15 protein-coding genes are annotated in these 18,199 nt (G+C 74.7%); 1 reads left to right on the top strand and 14 read right to left on the bottom strand.

Translation table 11 applies throughout. From position 1 onward, the window contains the following. Positions 1 to 2: 2 nt before the first annotated feature. Positions 3 to 1,397 (bottom strand): NAD(P)H-hydrate dehydratase, encoded by a 1,395-nt coding sequence (locus tag ABD223_RS11585; protein ID WP_344036086.1) that lies wholly within the window; start codon positions 1,395 to 1,397, stop codon positions 3 to 5. A gap of 15 nt (positions 1,398 to 1,412) precedes the next feature. Continuing rightward, entirely contained in the window at positions 1,413 to 3,275 is a 1,863-nt protein-coding gene (gene glmS, locus ABD223_RS11590; RefSeq protein ID WP_344036087.1) for a glutamine--fructose-6-phosphate transaminase (isomerizing), read from the bottom strand. Positions 3,276 to 3,399: 124 nt separating this feature from the next. Between glmS and ABD223_RS11595 the strand changes: the two genes are divergently transcribed. After that, positions 3,400 to 4,215: a dienelactone hydrolase family protein gene (locus ABD223_RS11595; RefSeq protein ID WP_344036088.1), complete on the top strand. Its 816-nt coding sequence runs from the start codon at positions 3,400 to 3,402 to the stop codon at positions 4,213 to 4,215. Positions 4,216 to 4,626: 411 nt separating this feature from the next. On the opposite strand, the gene ABD223_RS11600 is transcribed toward ABD223_RS11595, so the two are convergent. The 12 genes from ABD223_RS11600 to ABD223_RS11655 form a co-directional block, all read right to left on the bottom strand. Then, on the bottom strand, positions 4,627 to 5,067 hold the full coding sequence (locus ABD223_RS11600) for a hypothetical protein (RefSeq protein WP_344036089.1): 441 nt from the start codon (positions 5,065 to 5,067) through the stop codon (positions 4,627 to 4,629). Positions 5,068 to 5,069: 2 nt separating this feature from the next. Beyond that, positions 5,070 to 7,901 (bottom strand): hypothetical protein, encoded by a 2,832-nt coding sequence (locus ABD223_RS11605; protein ID WP_344036090.1) that lies wholly within the window; start codon positions 7,899 to 7,901, stop codon positions 5,070 to 5,072. 5 nt (positions 7,902 to 7,906) lie between these two features. Next, positions 7,907 to 8,200 (bottom strand): WXG100 family type VII secretion target, encoded by a 294-nt coding sequence (locus tag ABD223_RS11610; RefSeq protein ID WP_344036091.1) that lies wholly within the window; start codon positions 8,198 to 8,200, stop codon positions 7,907 to 7,909. Between the two features lie 172 nt (positions 8,201 to 8,372). Next, on the bottom strand, positions 8,373 to 9,707 hold the full coding sequence (gene glmM / locus ABD223_RS11615; RefSeq protein WP_344036388.1) for a phosphoglucosamine mutase: 1,335 nt from the start codon (positions 9,705 to 9,707) through the stop codon (positions 8,373 to 8,375). Between the two features lie 113 nt (positions 9,708 to 9,820). Then, the gene (gene rpsI / locus ABD223_RS11620) at positions 9,821 to 10,450 is read right to left on the bottom strand and encodes a 30S ribosomal protein S9 (RefSeq protein ID WP_344036093.1); all 630 of its coding nucleotides are present in this window, start codon (positions 10,448 to 10,450) and stop codon (positions 9,821 to 9,823) included. Next, positions 10,447 to 10,890: a 50S ribosomal protein L13 gene (gene rplM, locus ABD223_RS11625; protein WP_344036094.1), complete on the bottom strand. Its 444-nt coding sequence runs from the start codon at positions 10,888 to 10,890 to the stop codon at positions 10,447 to 10,449. The genes rpsI and rplM overlap by 4 nt, the downstream gene beginning before the upstream one ends. 631 nt (positions 10,891 to 11,521) lie before the next feature. Then, the gene (locus tag ABD223_RS11630) at positions 11,522 to 11,821 is read right to left on the bottom strand and encodes a WXG100 family type VII secretion target (RefSeq protein WP_344036095.1); all 300 of its coding nucleotides are present in this window, start codon (positions 11,819 to 11,821) and stop codon (positions 11,522 to 11,524) included. Positions 11,822 to 11,897: 76 nt separating this feature from the next. After that, entirely contained in the window at positions 11,898 to 12,209 is a 312-nt protein-coding gene (locus ABD223_RS11635; RefSeq protein ID WP_344036097.1) for a WXG100 family type VII secretion target, read from the bottom strand. A 145-nt stretch (positions 12,210 to 12,354) separates the two neighbouring features. Further along, positions 12,355 to 12,783: a hypothetical protein gene (locus tag ABD223_RS11640; protein WP_344036098.1), complete on the bottom strand. Its 429-nt coding sequence runs from the start codon at positions 12,781 to 12,783 to the stop codon at positions 12,355 to 12,357. A gap of 15 nt (positions 12,784 to 12,798) precedes the next feature. Beyond that, complete coding sequence (locus tag ABD223_RS11645) at positions 12,799 to 14,577, bottom strand: type VII secretion-associated protein (protein WP_344036099.1); 1,779 nt, start codon at positions 14,575 to 14,577, stop codon at positions 12,799 to 12,801. A 147-nt stretch (positions 14,578 to 14,724) separates the two neighbouring features. Then, positions 14,725 to 17,676, bottom strand: coding sequence for an AfsR/SARP family transcriptional regulator (locus ABD223_RS11650; protein WP_344036100.1), 2,952 nt, complete (start codon positions 17,674 to 17,676; stop codon positions 14,725 to 14,727). 109 nt (positions 17,677 to 17,785) lie between these two features. After that, complete coding sequence (locus tag ABD223_RS11655) at positions 17,786 to 18,178, bottom strand: hypothetical protein (RefSeq protein ID WP_344036101.1); 393 nt, start codon at positions 18,176 to 18,178, stop codon at positions 17,786 to 17,788. Positions 18,179 to 18,199: the final 21 nt, after the last annotated feature.

Raw genomic sequence — 18,199 nt, forward strand, 5'->3', positions numbered from 1 at the left:
TGTCACAGCGGCCGGACGGCGCGGATCGCGTCCGGCAGCGCGTCGAGGAGCGCGGACGCGGGGATCGGCGCGCCGTCCGCGGCCAGCTCGGCCGCGAGGACGTGCACCCTGGCCGCGCAGCCCGCCGCGAGCACCGGGTCGAGGCCCGCCGCCAGCAGCGCGCCCAGGATCCCCGACAGCACGTCGCCGGAGCCCGCGGTCGCCGCCCACGACGTGCGGGCGCGGTTGACCAGGGTCCGGCCGTCGGGTCCGGCGACCACCGTGGTGTGGCCCTTGAGCAGCACGACGGCGTTGAACTCCTCGGCGGCGCGCCGCGCGGCGGCCACCCGGTCGGGGCCCACCGGGCCCGCCAGGCGCTCGTACTCGCGGTCGTGCGGGGTCAGCACCAGCGGCGCGTCGGGGTCGCGGGCGTCCCACATGTCGGTGTTGTTGGCGAGCATGGTGATGGCGTCGGCGTCCGCGCACACCGGGACGCCCGCCTCCAGCACGCCGCGCAGCACCCCCTCCGCGGACAGGCCGGTGCCCAGTCCGGGGCCCACCACCCAGGACTGCACGCGGCCCGCGTCGGTGATCGAGCCCGTGCAGATGGCCTCGGGCCGGCGCGCCCGCACGTGGTCGGCCGCGGCGCCGGCGTAGCGGACCATGCCGGAGGTGGCCAGCACGGCCGCGCCGGTCGCCAGCACGGCCGCGCCCGGGTAGGTGGCCGAGCCGGCGGCCACGCCCGTGACGCCCTGGGTGTACTTGTCGTCCTCGGGGCCGGGCGCGGGCCAGGCCGCGCCGACGTCGTCGAGTTCGAGTTCGAGCAGGTCGGGGCCGCCCAGCTCGGGGTCGAGGCCGAGGTCCACCAGCCGCACGTCGCCGCAGTCGGCCAGCGCGTGCACCGGTTTGAGGCAGCCGAACGTGACGGTGGTGTGCGCGCGCACGTGCGGCCCGTCGACCGCGCCGGTGTCGGGGTCGACGCCGCTGGGCAGGTCGACGGCCAGCACGGGCGCGTCCAGGCCCGCGACGTGCTCGGCGGCGTCCGGGCGCAGCGGACCGCGGGCGGACAGGCCGACGATGCCGTCCACCGCGAGGTCCACCGGCGGCAGCCGCGCCACCAGGCGGCCGCCGGCGCGCCGGAACGCGGCCAGGCCCTCGGCGTGCGCCCGCTCCGGCGACAGCAGCACGGCGAACACGGCCACCCCGCGCTTGCGCAGGTAGTAGCCCGCCCACAGGGCGTCGCCGCCGTTGTTGCCCGCGCCGACCAGCAGGCCGACGCGCCGCCTGCCGCCGAGCAGCTCCAGCGCGACCGTCGCCACGCCGAACGCCGCCCGGCGCATCAGCGCGCCCGGCGGCGTCGCCGCCAGCACCCGTTCCTCCGCCGACCTGACCCGAGCTGTCGTCCACAGACCGCGCACGCCGACCAGCCTGCCCTACTCGACCGTGACGGACTTCGCGAGGTTCCGCGGCTTGTCGACGTCGTAGCCACGGCTGCGGGCGATCTCCGCGGCCAGCACCTGGAGCGGCACCGTGGAGACCAGCGGCTGGAGCAGCGTCGGCACCGCGGGCACCTCGATCAGGTGATCCGCGAACGGGCGAACCGTCTCGTCGCCCTCCTCGGCGATCACGATGGTGCGCGCGCCGCGGGCCTGGATCTCCGAGATGTTCGACACGAGCTTCGAGTGCAGCACCGCGCGCCCCTTGGGCGAGGGCATGACCACGACGACTGGCAGGCCCTCCTCGATCAGCGCGATCGGGCCGTGCTTCAGCTCGCCCGCCGCGAAGCCCTCGGCGTGCATGTACGCCAGCTCCTTGAGCTTGAGCGCGCCCTCCAGGGCCACCGGGTAGCCGACGTGGCGGCCGAGGAACAGCACCGCCTTGGAGTCGGCCAGCTCGCGGCCGAGCGCGCGGACCCGCTCGACGGTGCCCAGCACCTCCTGCACGGCCGACGCGGCGCTCTCCAGCTCGTGGAACTCGCGGGCCACCTCGTCCGGGTACTTGGTGCCGCGCGCCTGCGCCAGGGCCAGGCCGACCAGGTAGTTCGCCGCGATCTGGGCGAGGAACGCCTTGGTGGACGCGACACCGATCTCCGGGCCCGCGTGCGTGTAGAGCACGGCGTCGGACTCGCGGGGGATCTGCGCGCCGTTGGTGTTGCACACCGCCAGCACGCGGGCCTTCTGCGCGCGGGCGTGCCGGACGGCCTCCAGCGTGTCGGCGGTCTCGCCGGACTGGGAGACGGCGACCACGAGGGTGTCGCGGTCGAGCACCGGGTCGCGGTAGCGGAACTCGCTGGCCAGCTCGACCTCGACGGGCAGCCGCGTCCAGTGCTCGATGGCGTACTTGGCGACCAGGCCGGAGTGGTAGGCCGAGCCGCAGGCGACCACGAACACCTTGTCCACGTCGCGCAGGTCCTGGTCGGACAGCCGCTGCTCGTCCAGCACGATCCGGCCGTCGACGAAGTGCCCGCGCAGCGTGTTGGCCAGCGCCTCGGGCTGCTCCTCGATCTCCTTGAGCATGAAGTACTCGTGGCCGCCCTTCTCGGCGGCCGACAGGTCCCAGTTGACCGTGAACGGCTTGGCCACGGCCTCCTCGCCGTCGAAGTCGGTCACGGAGTAGCCGTCGCGGTCGATCACCACGACCTGGTCCTGGCCCAGCTCGACGGCCTCGCGGGTGTGCTCGATGAACGCCGACACGTCGCTGGCCACGAACGTCTCGCCCTCGCCGACGCCGACGACCAGCGGCGAGGAGCGGCGGGCGGCGACGACCAGGTCCGGCTGCTCGGCGTGCGTGACGACGAGGGTGAACGCGCCCTCCAGGCGGCGGACCACGGCGCGCACGCTGGCCACCAGGTCGCCCCGGGTGTCGCCCCGGTCGTAGGCGCGGGCGATCAGGTGCGCGGTGGTCTCGCTGTCGGTGTCGCTGGTCATCTCCACGCCGTCGGCCTCCAGCTCGGCGCGGAGGGCGGCGAAGTTCTCGATGATGCCGTTGTGGACGACCGCGACCCGGCCCGTCGCGTCGCGGTGGGGGTGGGAGTTGCGGTCGACCGGCGCGCCGTGGGTGGCCCAGCGGGTGTGGCCCATGCCCGCCGTGCCCGCGAAGGCCTCGCGGCCGACCTCGTCCAGCCGGGTCTCCAGGTTGCTCAGGCGACCGGCCCGCCGTTCGACGGCCAGGCCGCCCTCGCCGTCCAGCACGGCGACGCCCGCCGAGTCGTACCCCCGGTACTCCAGGCGCCGCAGGCCGTCGAGCACGACGTCCAGCGCCGGGCGGTGTCCCACATATCCCACGATTCCGCACACGCCGCACAGCGTAACCAGACCAGCGGGGCGATCTTCGAGGCCCACTCGCGACCGTTTCCGCAGGTCGACCCCCTATTTGGTTTAGACCAATCGCGATGGGCGGCGATCGACTACCGTTCACGCGGTGAGCGGCTACTCGGCGAAGCAGGTGCTCGACCAGCTCAGCAGGCCAGGCGGGCACGCCGTGCTGCGCGGCGACCTCGCCCTCGTGGGCCTGCCCGGCCTCGTCTACACCCCGGCCTCCGGCCTGGGGCTGCCCGCCGTGGCGTTCGCCCACGGCTGGTTGCAGCCCGTCGAGCGGTACCGGGCGCTGCTGCGGCACCTGGCGTCGTGGGGCTTCGTGGCCGCCGCGCCGGGCACCCAGCGCGGACCGCTGATGTCGGCGCGCCTGCTCGCCGGCAACCTGCGCACGACCCTCGACATCTGCACCGGCGTGCGCCTCGGCGACGGCGACATCAGCGTCGACCCGGAGCGGCTGGCCGTGGCGGGCCACTCGATGGGCGGCGGCGCGGCGGTGCTGGCGGCCGCCGACGACGAACGGGTGCGGGCGGTGGTGACGTTCGCCGCATCCGAGACCCGCCCGTCCGCCCTCGACGCGGCGCGCCGGGTCTCGGTCCCCGGCCTGCACGTGGCGGCCGGCGCAGACCGCATCGCACCGCCCGTCGGGCACGCGGAGGCGATCGCCGAGGCGTGGCTGGGGCCGGTGCAGCTGAGGACGCTGCCCAAGGCGAGCCACCTCGGGTTCGCCGAGGGGCGGCACTGGAGCGAGCTGCTGCTGGACGGGAAGGGCGAGCGGGCGGCGCAGAAGCTGGCCAGGGCGCTGATCACGGCGTTCCTGCTGCGGGTGGTCAAGGGCGAGAGGCAGTGGGACGCGCTGCTGGACAGTGACGTGAAGGGCGCCGTGCTGGCCTACCAGCGGGGGCCGCTGGCGCGCAGCTGAGGTGCCGGCCGGGGCCTGTTGCCCGGTTGCCTGCTGGGCCCCTGCCCGGTTGCCTGCTGAACCCCCTGCCCGGTTGCCTGCTGGGCTCCTTGCCCGGTTGCCGGTCGAGCCCGCTCACCCGGTTGCCTGCCGAGCCCCCTGCCCGGTTGCCTGCTGAACCCCCTGCCCGGTTGCCTGCTGGGCTCCTTGCCCGGTTGCCGGTCGAGCCCGCTCACCCGGTTGCCTGCCGAGCCCCCTGCCCGGTTGCCGGCCGGGACGCTGGTCGGGCCGCACCGCCAACACCGCCGGCCGCGCTCGCGCAGGGGTCCCCGCCTGGGGTCCCCTGTTCTCATTCTGCCGGCCATGACCGACGAAACCGGTCGCCGAGGAGTCGCCTGTGGACAACTCGTCCACAGGCGACAGCTGATCAGGTCAGGTCAGCCAGCTCTGGCCGCTCAGGTCGTCGTCATCGTCGGCCGGGGTCGGGCGGCGGTGCCTGGCGGCCGGTGGCGGGGGCGGCGGCTGGTGGACCGCCGGGGGCGGGGGCGCGAGCCGGCGCAGCGGTGCCGTCTGCGGCGCCGCCTCGTCCTCCTCCTCGGGACCGAAGGCCAGTTCGCCCGCGCCTCGCTGCGGGCCCGAGGCCCACTGGGGCTGGCGCTGCGGCTTGTCGCCCTTCGCCGCGACCTGCTCGGCCTGGTCGCGCAACCGGTCGCGGTCGGCGGCGGCGCGGGCCTCGCGCTCCCGGGCCTCGGCGGCCAGGCGCTCCTGGTCCGCCTTGAGCGCGCCGGTGACCTCGGCGTTGGCCCGCCGGGCCGCGGCGACCTGCTCGTCGAACGCCGCCTGGACCTTCGGGTCCACCTCGATGACGCCCACCGCTACCGGCCTCCCTCGTCACCCAGCACGCCCTGCACCCGGCTGAGGTTCAGGTCGTCGTCGAACAGCGAGCCGGTGGTCCGCCACTGGCCGGGGCTGCGCTCGGTGTCGCCGCTCTGCTGCTGGCCGCCGCCCGCCATGCCGCCGCCCATCATCCCGCCGCCCATCATGCCGCCGGCGGTGGGCTGGCCACCGGGCTGGCCACCGTCCTGCATGGACGGCAGGCTCGCCGAGCCCGGCTGGCCCGCCTGGGAGGCGTTCGTGTCGGCCAGGCCCTGGTCGGCCGGGTCCGCGGTCGGGCCGCTCCACGGGTTGTCCCCCGTGCCCGAGCCGCCGAGGACCGAGTCCGCGGCGTTGAACGAGCTGTCGCCGAACATCGAGACGCCCGAGGCGCTGGTCGTGTCCGCGGACGACGACGGCGACGACGACGACGCGAACCCACCGTCGAAACCGGACTGGACGGGCTGGTTGAACGACTGCCCGTAGCCCGCCGACGGCGGTTCGGCGAAGCCGGCGGGGGCCGTGAAGCCGCCGGACGCGTTGTGGGCCGGGGTCGGGTTGGTCGGGGCCTGCTCCACGAAGGTCGGGGCGGGGCTCGCGAAGGCCTGGGCGGCAGCGGGTTCCGTGAAGGCCGGGGCGGGTTCCGTGAAGGCCGGGGCGGCAGCGGGCTCCGTGAAGGCCGGAGCGGCGCCCGGCTCGGTGAAGCCGATCGCGGGCTCCGGCTGGAAGCCGCCGGTGTCGGGCGCGGGCATGGTGGTGATCGGCTCCGCGCCGCCCCTGACGCCGACGCCGACCTCGGGCATTGTGCGCACGTCACCCGGCCCGCCGGCCTCGCCCGGCACCGGGATCGCGCCGTCCAGGCCGGGGATGCCCGGTGTGCCCTCGGGCTCGTCCTCGCCGAACGCCACGCCGTACTCGTCGGGCGTGCCGTCGCCGTTGTCCACCGACAGGTTGACCTCGCCGGTCAGCGGGTCGACCTCGGCGGTGATCGACAGGCCGTCCACCTCGATCAGCGCCTTGCCGTCCTCGCCCGCCCGGATCGGGGTGGCGCCGTCCGCGCCGCCGGCGATCGGGCCGCCCTGCGCGCCGCCCGGCGTCGCGCCGGGCGCGGCTCCGGACGTGACCGGCGTCGCACCGGCGAGCGCGGCGGCCCCGTTCTGGCCCAGCAGGGCGTTCACCGCGTCGGGGTTCTCGCTGAAGTCGACGTCGAAGGTCTTCGGCTCGCTGGTCGGCGTGTCGACGGTGATCTGCACGTGGCCGTTGGCGTCCGGCTCGGTGACCTTGATCTCGTTGTCGCCGCTGCGGATCGTGACGACCTCGGGCTCCTCCTCGCCCTTGAGGCCGTCCGGCTTCACGCCCGGGTCGTCGGGCTTGCCGTCGCCGTCGAGGTCGTCGGGCTTGCCGTCGCCGTCGGTGTCGCCCGGCACGTCCGGCTTGCCGTCGCCGTCCTTGTCGAGCGGGTTCTCCGGCGGCTTGGGCATCTCCGCCGGCGAGCCGCCACCGCCACCGGGCGTGCCACCGCCGCCGCCCCCGGGGGTGCCGCCACCGCCACCGGGCGTGCCGCCGCCACCGCCGCCGGGGCTGTCACCGCCACCGCCGGGCTGCTGGACCTTGTCCCGGCCGCCCTGGTCGCCCGTGAACGACGGCGGGTCGCCGACCTGGCCGAACGGCTGGTCCTTGAGCTGGGCGTCGAGCTGGCCGAATATCGTGTCGTAGGCGCCCTGGACGCCGGTCTGCACGGTCTGGCAGTACCCGTCGAACGCCTGCTTCTTGCTGTCGAACTCCTCGCAGAGGGCCTTCAGCTTCTGCTTGGCCTCGTTGATGATCGAGTTGCGGGCGTCGCTGATCCAGCTGCCCCAGCCCAGGCCGGCGAGCATCCCCAGCGGGCCGCCGCAGAGGGCGCCGAGCACCGCGCCGGTCAACGGGCCGGGCACGCCCGAGAGCCAGTCGAGGATGCCGGCGTCGTTCTCGAAGATGTCGCCCTTGGCCTGCCGGATGGCTTCCTTGGCCGCGTCGACGGTCAACCCGCCGCACTGCTCGGAGTACAGGTCGTGGACGTGCTGCGCGTACTCCTTGACCTGCTGCTGGATCGTGCTCGCGGCGGCCGTGATCGTGCCCGGGGCGCCCTTCGCGTCCTGGATGAACGTGCCCGCGGTGTTGAGGAACTTGCCGTTGTAGGCGTTGGCGGCGTTGGCCGCGTCGCCCTCCCAGGAGGCCAGCCCGTTCCACGCCGTGCCGAGGCCGTTCTCGTGGTTGTCCAGCTCGGCGACGGTCTTGTTGATCTTGTCGGCGTCTTCGCGGAACTTGCCGAGGTCGATCTCGCGGACCTCGTCGTAGTTCCGGTAGACGTAGGTCTTGAGGTCGGGCGCCTGGCCGCCGTGCCCGGCGAGCGGCGCGGCCTCCTGGTAGATCGGGATGAACTTCTCGAAGAACCGCAGGCCCGGCGCGCCGGCGTCGAGCAGCTCGTCGGACGTGCGGAAGTCGCCGGTCTCGTTCAGCACCTTCTGCGTGCTGCCGAGCTCGCGCTCCTCCTTGGCCTTGCCGACCAGGTCGTCGGCTTCGCCGCCCTCCATGGTCCAGTCGCCGTGCCGCACCTCCTGGCCGGCGTTGTAGGCGACGCTCGCGCCGCCGGTGACGGGGGCGAGCAGGATGCCGGCGCCGTGCTGGAGCAGACCGGGGTCGTTCGGGACGTCGACGCCGTTCGCCTCGGCGTAGCGGCGGACGTCGTCCTCGCTCGCGCCCGAGCCGGCGAGCGCGCGGACCAGTTCCTTCTTGGTCTCCGGCGTGACGTTCGGGTCGTCGAGGAGCTGCTTGATCTCGTTCTGGTCGGCCACCGCCGCTACCCCCTGAACTGGTCGGACGTGGCGGACTCGTTGCTCTCGTACGCCTTGGCCACGTCCTTCAGGCGCAGCGCGACGTTGGTCGCCTCACGCCCGAACGTCTCCATGCTCGCCTGGAGGCGGTCGAAGTACGACTTGTACTTCGTCTCGGTGCCCCGGAACTTCCGACCCACCTGGCCCGCGCCGACGGACGGGGTCACGGCGCCCTTCAACTGCGTGATGTCCGCACCGTGGTCCTCGTACTGCTTGGCAACGCCCTGGAGCTCACCCGGCCCGACGCCGAAGCCTGCCATGCCTCCGCCTCCCCTCGTCCCCGGTCAGACGCGACCGCGCCCCTCCGGGTTCCGGGGACGAGGGTCCCAGGACCGGCGGGCGGACAAGGGCCGTTCGGCCCAGCCGGTTGCCTTCGCGAAGCGGAACTCACCCCTGGCGGGGAGGGTCGGCGGGCGCACCCGGCCCCGGGGTTCAGCGCACCGCGGAAACCACGCCCGCCAGCCGCTGGGCGGCGGACTCCGCCAGCTCGTGGGTGGCGGCCTCCACCATCACCCGCACCAGCTGCTCGGTGCCCGACGGGCGCAGCAGGACCCGGCCGGTGTCGCCGAGCTCGGCCTCGACGTCGGCCACGGCGTCCTTCACCGCGGTGTCCTCGGCCACCGCCGCCTTGTCCGTCACCACGACGTTGACCAGCACCTGCGGCAGCCGGCGCATCACGCCCACCAGCTCGGCCAGCGGCTTGCCGGTCTCGGCCACGCGCGCCATCAGGCGCAGGGCGGTCAGCAGGCCGTCGCCGGTGGTGGCGTGCGCGGGCAGCACCACGTGCCCGGACTGCTCGCCGCCCAGCGCGTACCCGCCCGCGCGCAGCTCCTCCAGCACGTACCGGTCGCCGACCGCGGTGGTCTTCAGCTCGATGCCCGCCTCGCGCATCGCGATGTGCAGGCCCAGGTTGCTCATGACGGTGGCGACCAGGGTGTTGTCGGTCAGCTCGCCCGAGTCCTTCATGGCCAGCGCGAGCACGGCCATGATCTGGTCGCCGTCCACGTCGTCGCCGTTCGCGTCCACGGCCAGGCAGCGGTCCGCGTCGCCGTCGTGCGCGATGCCCAGGTCCGCGCCGTGCTCCAGCACGGCCGCGCGCACCTGGTCCAGGTGGGTGGAGCCGCAGCCGTCGTTGATGTTCAGGCCGTCCGGGCTCGCGTGGATCTCGACCACCTCGGCGCCCGCGCGGCGGTAGGCGTCCGGCGCGGCCACCGACGCCGCGCCGTTGGCGCAGTCCACCACGACCTTCAGGCCCTCCAGGCGGTGCGGCGTCACCTTCAGCAGGTGCTGCACGTACTGGCCCTCGGCGTCCTCGACGTCGCGCACCCGGCCGACGCCCGCGCCGGTCGGGCGGTGGGACCGCTCGCCCATCTTCTGCTCGATCTCGTCCTCCACGGCGTCGGGCAGCTTGTGCCCGCCCGCGGCGAAGAGCTTGATGCCGTTGTCGGGCATCGGGTTGTGCGAGGCGGAGATCATCACGCCGACGTCGGCGCCCAGCGAGGACACCAGGTGCGCGACGGCCGGCGTGGGCAGCACACCCGCCCGCAGGACGTCGGCGCCCGCCGAGGTGAGGCCCGCCACCACGGCCGCCTCCAGCATCTCGCCACTGGCCCGCGGGTCGCGGCCGACCACCGCGACCGGGCGGTGCGACCGGTCGTGCTCGGCCAGTACGCGCGCCGCCGCGGCGGCGATGGACAGCGCGAGTTCGGGGGTCAGCTCCCCGTTGGCGAGTCCGCGGACGCCGTCGGTGCCGAACAGCCGAGCCATGATCGCCGTGACCTCCGGTGACGTGAACAACAAGGGGCGAAATGCACTGCGGGAGCAGCAGTTCGACGAAGAACTGACTGCTCCCGCAGGATGGTGCTCGCTGGACCCGGAGGTCAGCGCTTGCTGTACTGAGGCGCCTTGCGGGCCTTCTTCAGACCGTACTTCTTCCGCTCCTTGACCCGGGGGTCGCGGGTGAGGAAGCCGGCCTTCTTCAGCACCGGGCGGTCCTCGGAGTCGACGGCGATCAGCGCGCGGGCGATCGCGAGGCGCAGCGCACCGGCCTGGCCGGTGGTGCCGCCGCCGCGCAGGTTCGCCACGACGTCGAAGGTCTCGGGCTTCTCGGTGGTCACCAGGGGCTCGCGGATGAGCTGCTGGTGCACCTTGTTCGGGAAGTACTGCTCCAGCGTCTTCCCGTTCAGGGTGAACTTGCCGGTGCCCGGGATGAGCCGGACGCGGACGATGGCCTCCTTGCGGCGGCCAACGGTCTGCGCCAGGTGGTGCGCACCCGCGTTCAGGGTGTGGCGGACGGGCGCCGGCGCGTCCTCGGCCTCGGCGGCCTCGTCGCCCTCGGCGGCGTCGCCCTCAACGGCGTCGGCGTCGGCCTCGACGGCCTCGGTCTCAGCGGTCTCGGCCTCGGCGGCGTCGGCCTCCACGGCCTCGTCGACGTCGGTCGTCTCGACGGCGTCGAGGTCGGCCTCAGGGGTGGTCACGTCGGTGTCCTCGGTCTGCTGCGGCTCGGTCACTGGGCGACCTTCTTGATCTCGAACGGCTGCGGCTGCTGCGCAGCGTGCGGGTGGTTCGGGCCCGTGTAGACCTTGAGCTTGCCCGCCATGGCGCGGCCGAGGCGGTTCTTGGGCAGCATGCCCTTGATCGCCTTCTCGACCAGGCGGTCGGCACGGGTGTCGAGCACATCGCCGAAGGACTGCTGACGCAGGCCGCCCGGGAAGCCGGAGTGCCGGTACACGAACTCCTGGTCACGCTTCTTGCCGGTCAACGCGACCTTGTCCGCGTTGATGACGATGACGAAGTCACCGGTGTCAACGTGGGGTGCGTAAGTCGGCTTGTGCTTGCCGCGCAGCAGCGTCGCGGCCTGGGTGGCGAGCCGACCGAGCACCAGGTCCTGGGCGTCGATCACGTGCCAGGCTCGGGTCACCTCGCCGGGCTTCGGGCTGTACGTGCGCACGGGTCTACCTCGTCGTCACTTGCGTCTGGGGTCATCGCGGCGGTTGCTCAGGCCAGAGACCCCAGGTGGGCAGAGGACCAGAACACAGGCACGCTACTGCGCACCGAGTACCGCACAACAACGTAAGAAGATACCGGGTGGGGTTGGGCCGGTCAAAACGGGCCCCTCCAAGGGGGTCCTACCTGCCCTTGCAGGTCGGCCGTGTGGCCCCGGTCATAGCTCTTGCACGGCCCCGGGAGGGCTCGCGCCGCGCGGTTCGAGGCGGTTGAGCGGGCGACAGCCGGACAGGCCGCGGCGGGCGGGCGAGCGGCGGGCCGGGACGCGGCGGGCCGAACGGCGATGGGCCGAACGGCGGCGGGCGGGCAGGTGGCGGGCCGAGCGGGCGGCGGGCGGGCAGGTGGCGGGCCGAGCGGGCGGCGGGCGGGCAGGTGGCGGGCCGAGCGGGCGGCGGGCGGCAAGCAGCGGGCCGGACAGGCGGTGAGCCGGACAGGCGGCCGGCCCGGCAGGCGGCGGCCGCATGAGCGGCGGGCCGACGAGCAGCGGGGCAGTACGAGCAGGGGGCGAACAGACGCGGGCCCCGGAACCGACGTCGAGTTCCGGGGCCCGCGGTGGCGCTGTGCGCCGAGGGCGATCAGCCGCCCCAGCGCTGGGCGTTCTGCTGCTCAGCGGCCTGGTAGGCCTCGCCGGCCTGGAGGACGGCGGTCGCGATGCTGGCCAGCACCTGCTGGATGCCGGCGGCGGCCTCGTCCCACTCCTTCTGGCGGGCCTGGTACTCGGTGGACGCGCCACCGTCCCACTGGGCGATGAGCGGCGCGAGGCGGGACTTCAGGCTGTCCAGCTCGGACTGGACCTGGTTCGCCTGGCTCTGGATCGCGGAGCCCGAGCTCGACATTTCGCCGAAGCTGACCTTGATGCGGTTGGTGTCGACCATGATTCCCCTCTTAAAGGCAAGTCAGGAAGAAGCGAAAAGCAGGTGGAGCGGAAGAGAACAGGAGTTGCCCGGCGAATCAGCCGTTGAGGCGGTTGGCGATGCTCGACATCACCTGGTCCTGGTCCTGGTCCTGGTTGAGGTAGGTGGCGGCGGTGCCGCTCATCTGCTCGGCGATCTCCACCAGCGCGGTGTGCAGCTTCTGGGCGTCCGCGTTGAAGCGCTCCATCAGGTTGGTGAACGCCAGGGCGGCGCTACCGGACCAAGCGCTGGACAGGCCGTCGACGGTGCCGGCGAGCTGCTTCAGGATGCCCTGAACCGACTCGTCGACGTTGAGGATGTCCTCGGCGCCCTTGACCAGTTCGGAATGTCCAGTCTGAAAGCCACTCATTGGGTGCGACCCCCTAGGTCTTCGCGTTCAGGCGTTCTTGGTTCGTACGCCTCTTCCGACGCAGACCTTGCCACGGCCGGTTCCGCCCTGGCGCGTTTTTCCTCGAAGTAGTTGCTCTAGTAAACGTTTGAGGGAGCAAACGCGGTCAGTAGAGGATTCGCGCTTGCGAAAAGTCCTCGTCATCGCCGGTGTCCTGCGGTAGCCGGCCACTCGGGCCGGCTACCGCGCGAGAACCCAGCGGAGTGACGGGCGGCACTGGATTTGCATTCGCGTCCGTTTGCTCTCGCGATTTCTCCCCCGCGGGGGCGAGCAGTTCGGCCGCGGGCGGCAACTGCTCCACCGGCAGGCCCCGGTGCTCGCGGAACCCGGTGGCGACGCGCTGGACGTCCGCCGACGTGGCCGCGTGCGCCCCGGGCCGCACCTCGCGCCCCCGGGCCCGCTCGGCCAGCTCCCGGTTCCGCTCGCGCTGGGCCGCCGTCCTCGCGCCGGCCGCGGCCGCGGCCCGGCCGGCCCTGGTGACGGCGGCGTCGAGGTCCGCGCGGAACCTGGTCATGGCGTCCGGGATGCCGGTCATCGTCTTCCCCACGGTTCAGCTGGTCACGGTCAGCGTGCGGACGACCTGCTCGCAGGCGGGGCGGACCCGTTCCCGCCCGTCCGCCGGGTACTGGCAGCCGACGCTGACCTGGAACGAGCCCTGGAACAGCACGTACCAGTCGATGGTCGTCGCGCCCGCCGTCTCCCGGTAGTAAACGACATCCTTGCCCGCGAAGGTGGCTGAAGCGTCGAAATCGGACAGGTTGGCGCCCTGGTCGTAGAGGGCGCGCAGCTCGTCACGGGCGCGCCGCGGCTCCGTGGAGGAGTCGTAGGCGAGCTTCTGCTCCTGCACCGCGATGGCCTCCGGGCCCGACCCGCCGGGCGCGGGTTCCAGCAGCACCTTGCGGGTCTCGACCTGCCCGCCGGTCTGCTCCCAGCCCGCCGGCGCGGTGAAGCTGTAGTCGTACTGGGCGATCGCCTTGCCGCCCGCCGAGGTGGACGCGGGCGTGGTCGGTCCGGGCGTGCCGCCCTCGCCCCTGGTCAGCCCGTAGGCCACGGAACCGCCGACCGCGGCCAGCACGGCCAGCGCCCCGACCACCGCCAGCGGCGCCCGGCTCCCGCGCGGCGCGGGCGGTGGCGGTGGCGCTGGCGGGAAGTTCGCGGGGAACGCGGACGGCGGCGGGGTGATCCGCCGGGTGAGCTTGCGGGTGCTGTCGTCGGTGATCCGCTGGGTGACGTCGTCGCGCGGCGGCAGGGCCCCGGTGCGCAGCGGGTCCACGCCCACCGCCCGCAGCGCGCCCCGCGCCACCACGGTCTCCGGCTGGTCGATGCTCGTCGGCACCACCCCGGACTGCTCCAGCACCAGCCGGGCCACCAGCGGTATCCGGCTCGACCCTCCGACCAGGAACACGCCCGCCAGCTCGCGCGGGTCGAGCCCGGCGTCGCGCACCGCGCCGACCACCAGCGCGGCGGCCCTGGTCAGCGGCGCGGCGACCAGGCGCTCCAGGTCCGCGCGGGTGACGTGCGCGTCGGGGAACGGCGGCGGCATCGGCACGTCGGTGTAGGAGTGCCGGGACAGCGTCTCCTTGGCGCCGCGCACGTCCTGCCGCAGCACCCGGCGCTTGCGGCGGTCGGCCAGCTCGCGGCCCTCGACCAGCCCGCGCCACGCCTCCGGGTCGCCCGGCGCGACCAGCGAGCCGATGTGGTCCAGCAGCGCCTGGTCGACGTCCGCGCCGCCGAACCCGGGGTCGCCCTTGGCGGCCAGCACCCGGAACGCGCCGCCCCGCCGCACCACGACGCTCGCGTCCACCGTGCCGCCGCCGAGGTCGAGCACGGCGAGCGCCGCGCCGTCCGGCACGGCGTGGGCCGCGGAGTGGAACACGGCCGCCGCGACCGGCTCGGGCACCAGCCGCGTCTCCTGGGCCAGGCCCCGGGCCGCCTGGAGCAGCACGCGGGTGCGCATCGCGCCCCAGTCGGCGGGGTGCGTGAGCACCAGCACGTCGACCGGCGCGTTGCCGGCCACCCGCCGAGCCTCGCCCACCGCCCGCGCCAGCACGGCCCGCACCACGTCCGCCACCGGCAGCACGCTGGTGCCCAGCAGCAGTTCGCCCTCGTCGACCCGGCGCTTCGGGTGCGGCTCGTAGCGGGACGGGTCCACGGCCGCCTGGCGCTCGGCCTCCTGGCCGACGAACAGCGTGCCGTCCGCCGCGGCGAACACCGCCGACGACACGATCGGCTGACCGTCGACCACCACGACCTGCGGTTCCCGCCCGTTCCGGGACAGGGCGACGCAGGTGCTGGACGTGCCGAAGTCCACCGCCACGTGCAAGCTCATGCGCCATCCCCTCGTCCCGACGCCCGCGGGCACGCACATGCATACCCGATGCGGGAACGATCCGTCCCGACAGCACGGACGCGCGGTGGTCCCGGTTCGCGGCGCGGGGCCGCCCGCCACCGGCGAACCGGCGGGCGGCCGACGCCGTCACGGCGTCGAGCGCGACCCGGCCTCCCCCTCGGCCGCCTCCCCCACCGCCGCCCGCACCACCCCGTCCACCGCCCCGTCCACCGCGGCAGTGGCCGCCGCGAAGGCCTTGCGCATCCGCTCCACCTCCAGCGCCGTCCCCACCTCGCCGTACTCGCGCAGGGCCGGTTCCAGCACCGCCAGCGCGTCCGCCGGCCTGCCCAGCGCCAGGTACCCCTCGCCGATGGAGGCCGCCGCGTTCGCCGCGCCGATGCCCTCGCCCACCTCGACGAAGATCCGGTACGCCCGCGTCGCGAGCCGCACGCCCTCCGCCGGGCGACCGGTGACCACCGCCACCCGGCCCGCGAGGCTCGTCACGTAGCCCATGCCCCTCAGGTCGTTCACGAGGTCGATCCGCTCCACGGCGCGGGCCGCCGCCTCGGCCGCCCGCTCCAGGTCGCCGTGCTGGAGGGCGCACCTCGCCACGCTGTGGTGGACCTGCACCTCCGCCAGCCCGCTCCCCAGCTCGCGGCAGAGGGCCAGGGTCTCGTCGAAGTGCGGCAGCGCCTCCTCGTAGCGCCCGGCGTGGGCCAGCATCAAGGCCAGCTCGCGCCGCGTCGAGCAGGCCACGCTCCGGACGCCGCTGCGCTCCGACGCCTCCACCGCGCGGCGGGCCACCTCCACGTCCGCCACGCCCGTGCGCAGATGGTCGTAGTGCGCGAGCGACGCCAGGGCGAGCGCCTCCGCGGCGTGGTCGCCGTCCCGGCCGAAGCCGCGGGCGCACTCCGCCAGCGCGCCCACCACCTCGTCGTCGAGCGACTCCTTGAGGTTCTGGGTGGTCAGGTGGTACCTGGCGCGCCTGGCCAGCCGGTGCTCACCCGCCGCCCGGAGGGACCGCTCGACCACCTCGGCCAGCTCGACCACGCGCTCGTTGGGCACGAACACGTCGAGGTACCGCATGGCGCGCTCGTAGAGCCACAGGGCCTCGACCGCCCAGCCCCGGCGGGCCGCCGCCTCGATCGCGCGCTCCAGCGCGACCTGCTCGGCCAGCAGCCACGGCCCGCCGTCCGCGGTCAGCCGCTCGACCTCCCGCGCGGGCAGCACGTCCGTGGTCGGCGCGGGGCTGAACGGCACCTCGTCCACGCTCTGGGTGGTCCGCAGGGACGCCACCTCGGCCAGCGTCGTCAGCACGCCCAGGTAGGTGCGCAACGCCGCGTCGTTGCCCACCGGGTCGGCCGCGGCGGCCACCTCGGCCGCGTAGACCGCCAGGACGTCGTGCAGGCGGTAGCGCGGCTCGCCGGTCGCGTCCGCGCCCGTCTCCTCCAGCAGGTTCGCCTCGACCAGCTCCTCCACGGCGGGCTCCGGGTCGTCGAGGCCGGTGAGCGCCTTGACCACCCACGACGCCACGTCGACCGCGCCGAGCAGGCCCAGCCTGCGGAACGCCAGCGCCGCGTCCGGCCGCAGCGCCTCGTAGCTCGGCTCCAGGCTCGCCCGGACCTCCAGGTCGCCCGCCGCCATCTCGTCCAGCCTGCGCCGCTCGTCGGCGAGCCGGGCGGCGAGCTTCGCCAGCGGCAGGGACGGCCGGGCGGCCAGTCGGGCGCCCACGATCCGCAGGGCCAGCGGCAGCCCGCCGCACGCCTCGACGAGCGCGTCGGCCGCCCGCCGCTCGGCGGCCACCCGGTCCGCGCCGATCATCAGCGACAGCAGGTCCAGCGCCAGCCCGGTGGGCAGCGGCGGCACCCGCAGCACCCGGACGCCCGGCAGGCCGGCGAGCCACCTCCTGCTGCTGACCAGCACCGCGCTGCCGGGCGTGCCCGGCAGCAGGTGCCGCACCTGCGCCACGCCCGCCGCGTCGTCCAGGACCAGCAGCACCGCGCGGTCGGCCACCTGCGCGCGGAAGGCGGCGGCCCTGGCCTCCAGCCGGTCCGGGATGGCCGAGGGGGCGACGCCGACCGCGGTGAGCAGCTCGGCCAGCACCTCACCCGGGTCGCGGGGCGCGCGACCGGCACCGTCGAGCCGGACGAACAGCTGGCCGTCGGGGAACCGGTCGCGCAGCGCGTGCGCGACCCGGACCGTCCACGCGCTCTTGCCGCCGCCGGGCGGGCCGGTGATGGCGACCACCGGCACCCCGGTGCCGCCGGGGCCGCCGGTCAGCAGCCGGGTCGCCTCGTCGCACAGGTCCTCGCGCCCGACGAAGTCGACGGTGTCCGGCGGCAGCTGGCACAGCGCGGTCCACGCGGTGGACGACGGCTCCGGGGCCGGGACGTCCTCGGGTTCGCCGACGAGCACGGTGTGGTGGACCGCGCGCAGGTACTGGCTCGGGTCGACGCCCAGCTCCTCGACCAGCCGCTCGCTGATCGCCCGGTACTCGGCCAGCGCCTCGGCCTGCCGGTCGCCGCGGTGCAGGGCGAGCACCAGCTGGCCCCAGAACCGCTCCCGCAGCGGGTACGCCTTCGTCAGCCCGCGCAGCTCGGGCACCAGCTCGACGGCGCGCCCGGCCGCCAGGTCGGCTTCGATCCGCCGCTCCAGCACCACCAGCCGCTCCTCCCGCAGCGGCTCGACGTCCTCCTGGTGCAGCGCGTCGGACCGCACGTCCGACAGCGGTTCGCCCCGCCACAGCGACAGCGCCTCGGCGAACCTGCCCTCCTCGGCCAGCACCCGGAACCGGTGCAGGTCCAGCGCGTCCGGCCCCACCTCGGCGAGGTAGCCGTTGGTCGCGGTGCGCACGACGTTGGCCTCGCCGAGCGCCTGCCGCAGGCGGGTCACGACCATGTGCAGCGTCGAGCGGGTCCGCGCCGGGTTCACCGCGCGGCCGTCCCACAGCCGCTCGACCAGCGCGTCCATCGTGACGGTCTGGTTCGCGCGCAGCAGCAGGGTCGCCAGCAGCACCCGCGCCAGGCCGGCGGGCACGTCGACCCGCTCGCCGCCGTGCCGGACCTCCAGCGGGCCGAGCACCTTGAACGTGGTCGTCATCCGCCTACCTCCAGCCGAGCCCGGACCCGCACCCGACCGGGTGGCGCCGGCGCCACCCGGTCGTCGACCCGCGCCTCCGGCGGGCCCGGCGCGGTGAAGCGCGCCTCCGTCACCGCAGTCCCCCCAGTTCCGCGCGCACCGGGTGGTGCAGCTCCTCGAACGCGGCCAGGGCGTTGCGCCGCGCCCGGGTCGCCCAGCCGCCGGTAGGTCTCGCCCGGCTCGCGCCACCCGCCCGGCGCGCCTCGGCGAGCGGCAGCCCGGCGAGGCGCGCGGCGGCGGGCAGCGAGACGCCGGGGCACGTGCGCAGGCCCAGCAGCCGGAACACCCGCGCCGCCCGGTCGCCCAGGTGCTGGCACGACCACACCGTCAGCCGGTCCGCCGGCACCACCTCGCCCGCGTGCAGCAGCGACGCCGCCGGCAGCACCCGCCCCCGCCCGGCAGGCACCGGCCGGTCGTCGACCCGCACGCGCAGGGGACCCAGGACCCCGAACTCCACCGCCACGAGCAACCCTCCCCGCGGGTT

Origin of the sequence: Saccharothrix xinjiangensis (assembly GCF_039527585.1) — a bacterium.
Taxonomy (GTDB): domain Bacteria; phylum Actinomycetota; class Actinomycetes; order Mycobacteriales; family Pseudonocardiaceae; genus Actinosynnema; species Actinosynnema xinjiangensis.

What these genes read in the sequence shown, in the direction of transcription:
- ABD223_RS11640 (WP_344036098.1), bottom strand. Translation starts at nt 12,783, where the DNA reads ATGACCGGCATCCCGGACGCCATGACCAGGTTCCGCGCGGACCTCGAC.
- ABD223_RS11645 (WP_344036099.1), bottom strand. Translation starts at nt 14,577, where the DNA reads ATGAGCTTGCACGTGGCGGTGGACTTCGGCACGTCCAGCACCTGCGTC.
- ABD223_RS11610 (WP_344036091.1), bottom strand. Translation starts at nt 8,200, where the DNA reads ATGGCAGGCTTCGGCGTCGGGCCGGGTGAGCTCCAGGGCGTTGCCAAG.
- ABD223_RS11650 (WP_344036100.1), bottom strand. Translation starts at nt 17,676, where the DNA reads ATGACGACCACGTTCAAGGTGCTCGGCCCGCTGGAGGTCCGGCACGGC.
- ABD223_RS11635 (WP_344036097.1), bottom strand. Translation starts at nt 12,209, where the DNA reads ATGAGTGGCTTTCAGACTGGACATTCCGAACTGGTCAAGGGCGCCGAG.
- ABD223_RS11630 (WP_344036095.1), bottom strand. Translation starts at nt 11,821, where the DNA reads ATGGTCGACACCAACCGCATCAAGGTCAGCTTCGGCGAAATGTCGAGC.
- glmM (WP_344036388.1), bottom strand. Translation starts at nt 9,707, where the DNA reads ATGGCTCGGCTGTTCGGCACCGACGGCGTCCGCGGACTCGCCAACGGG.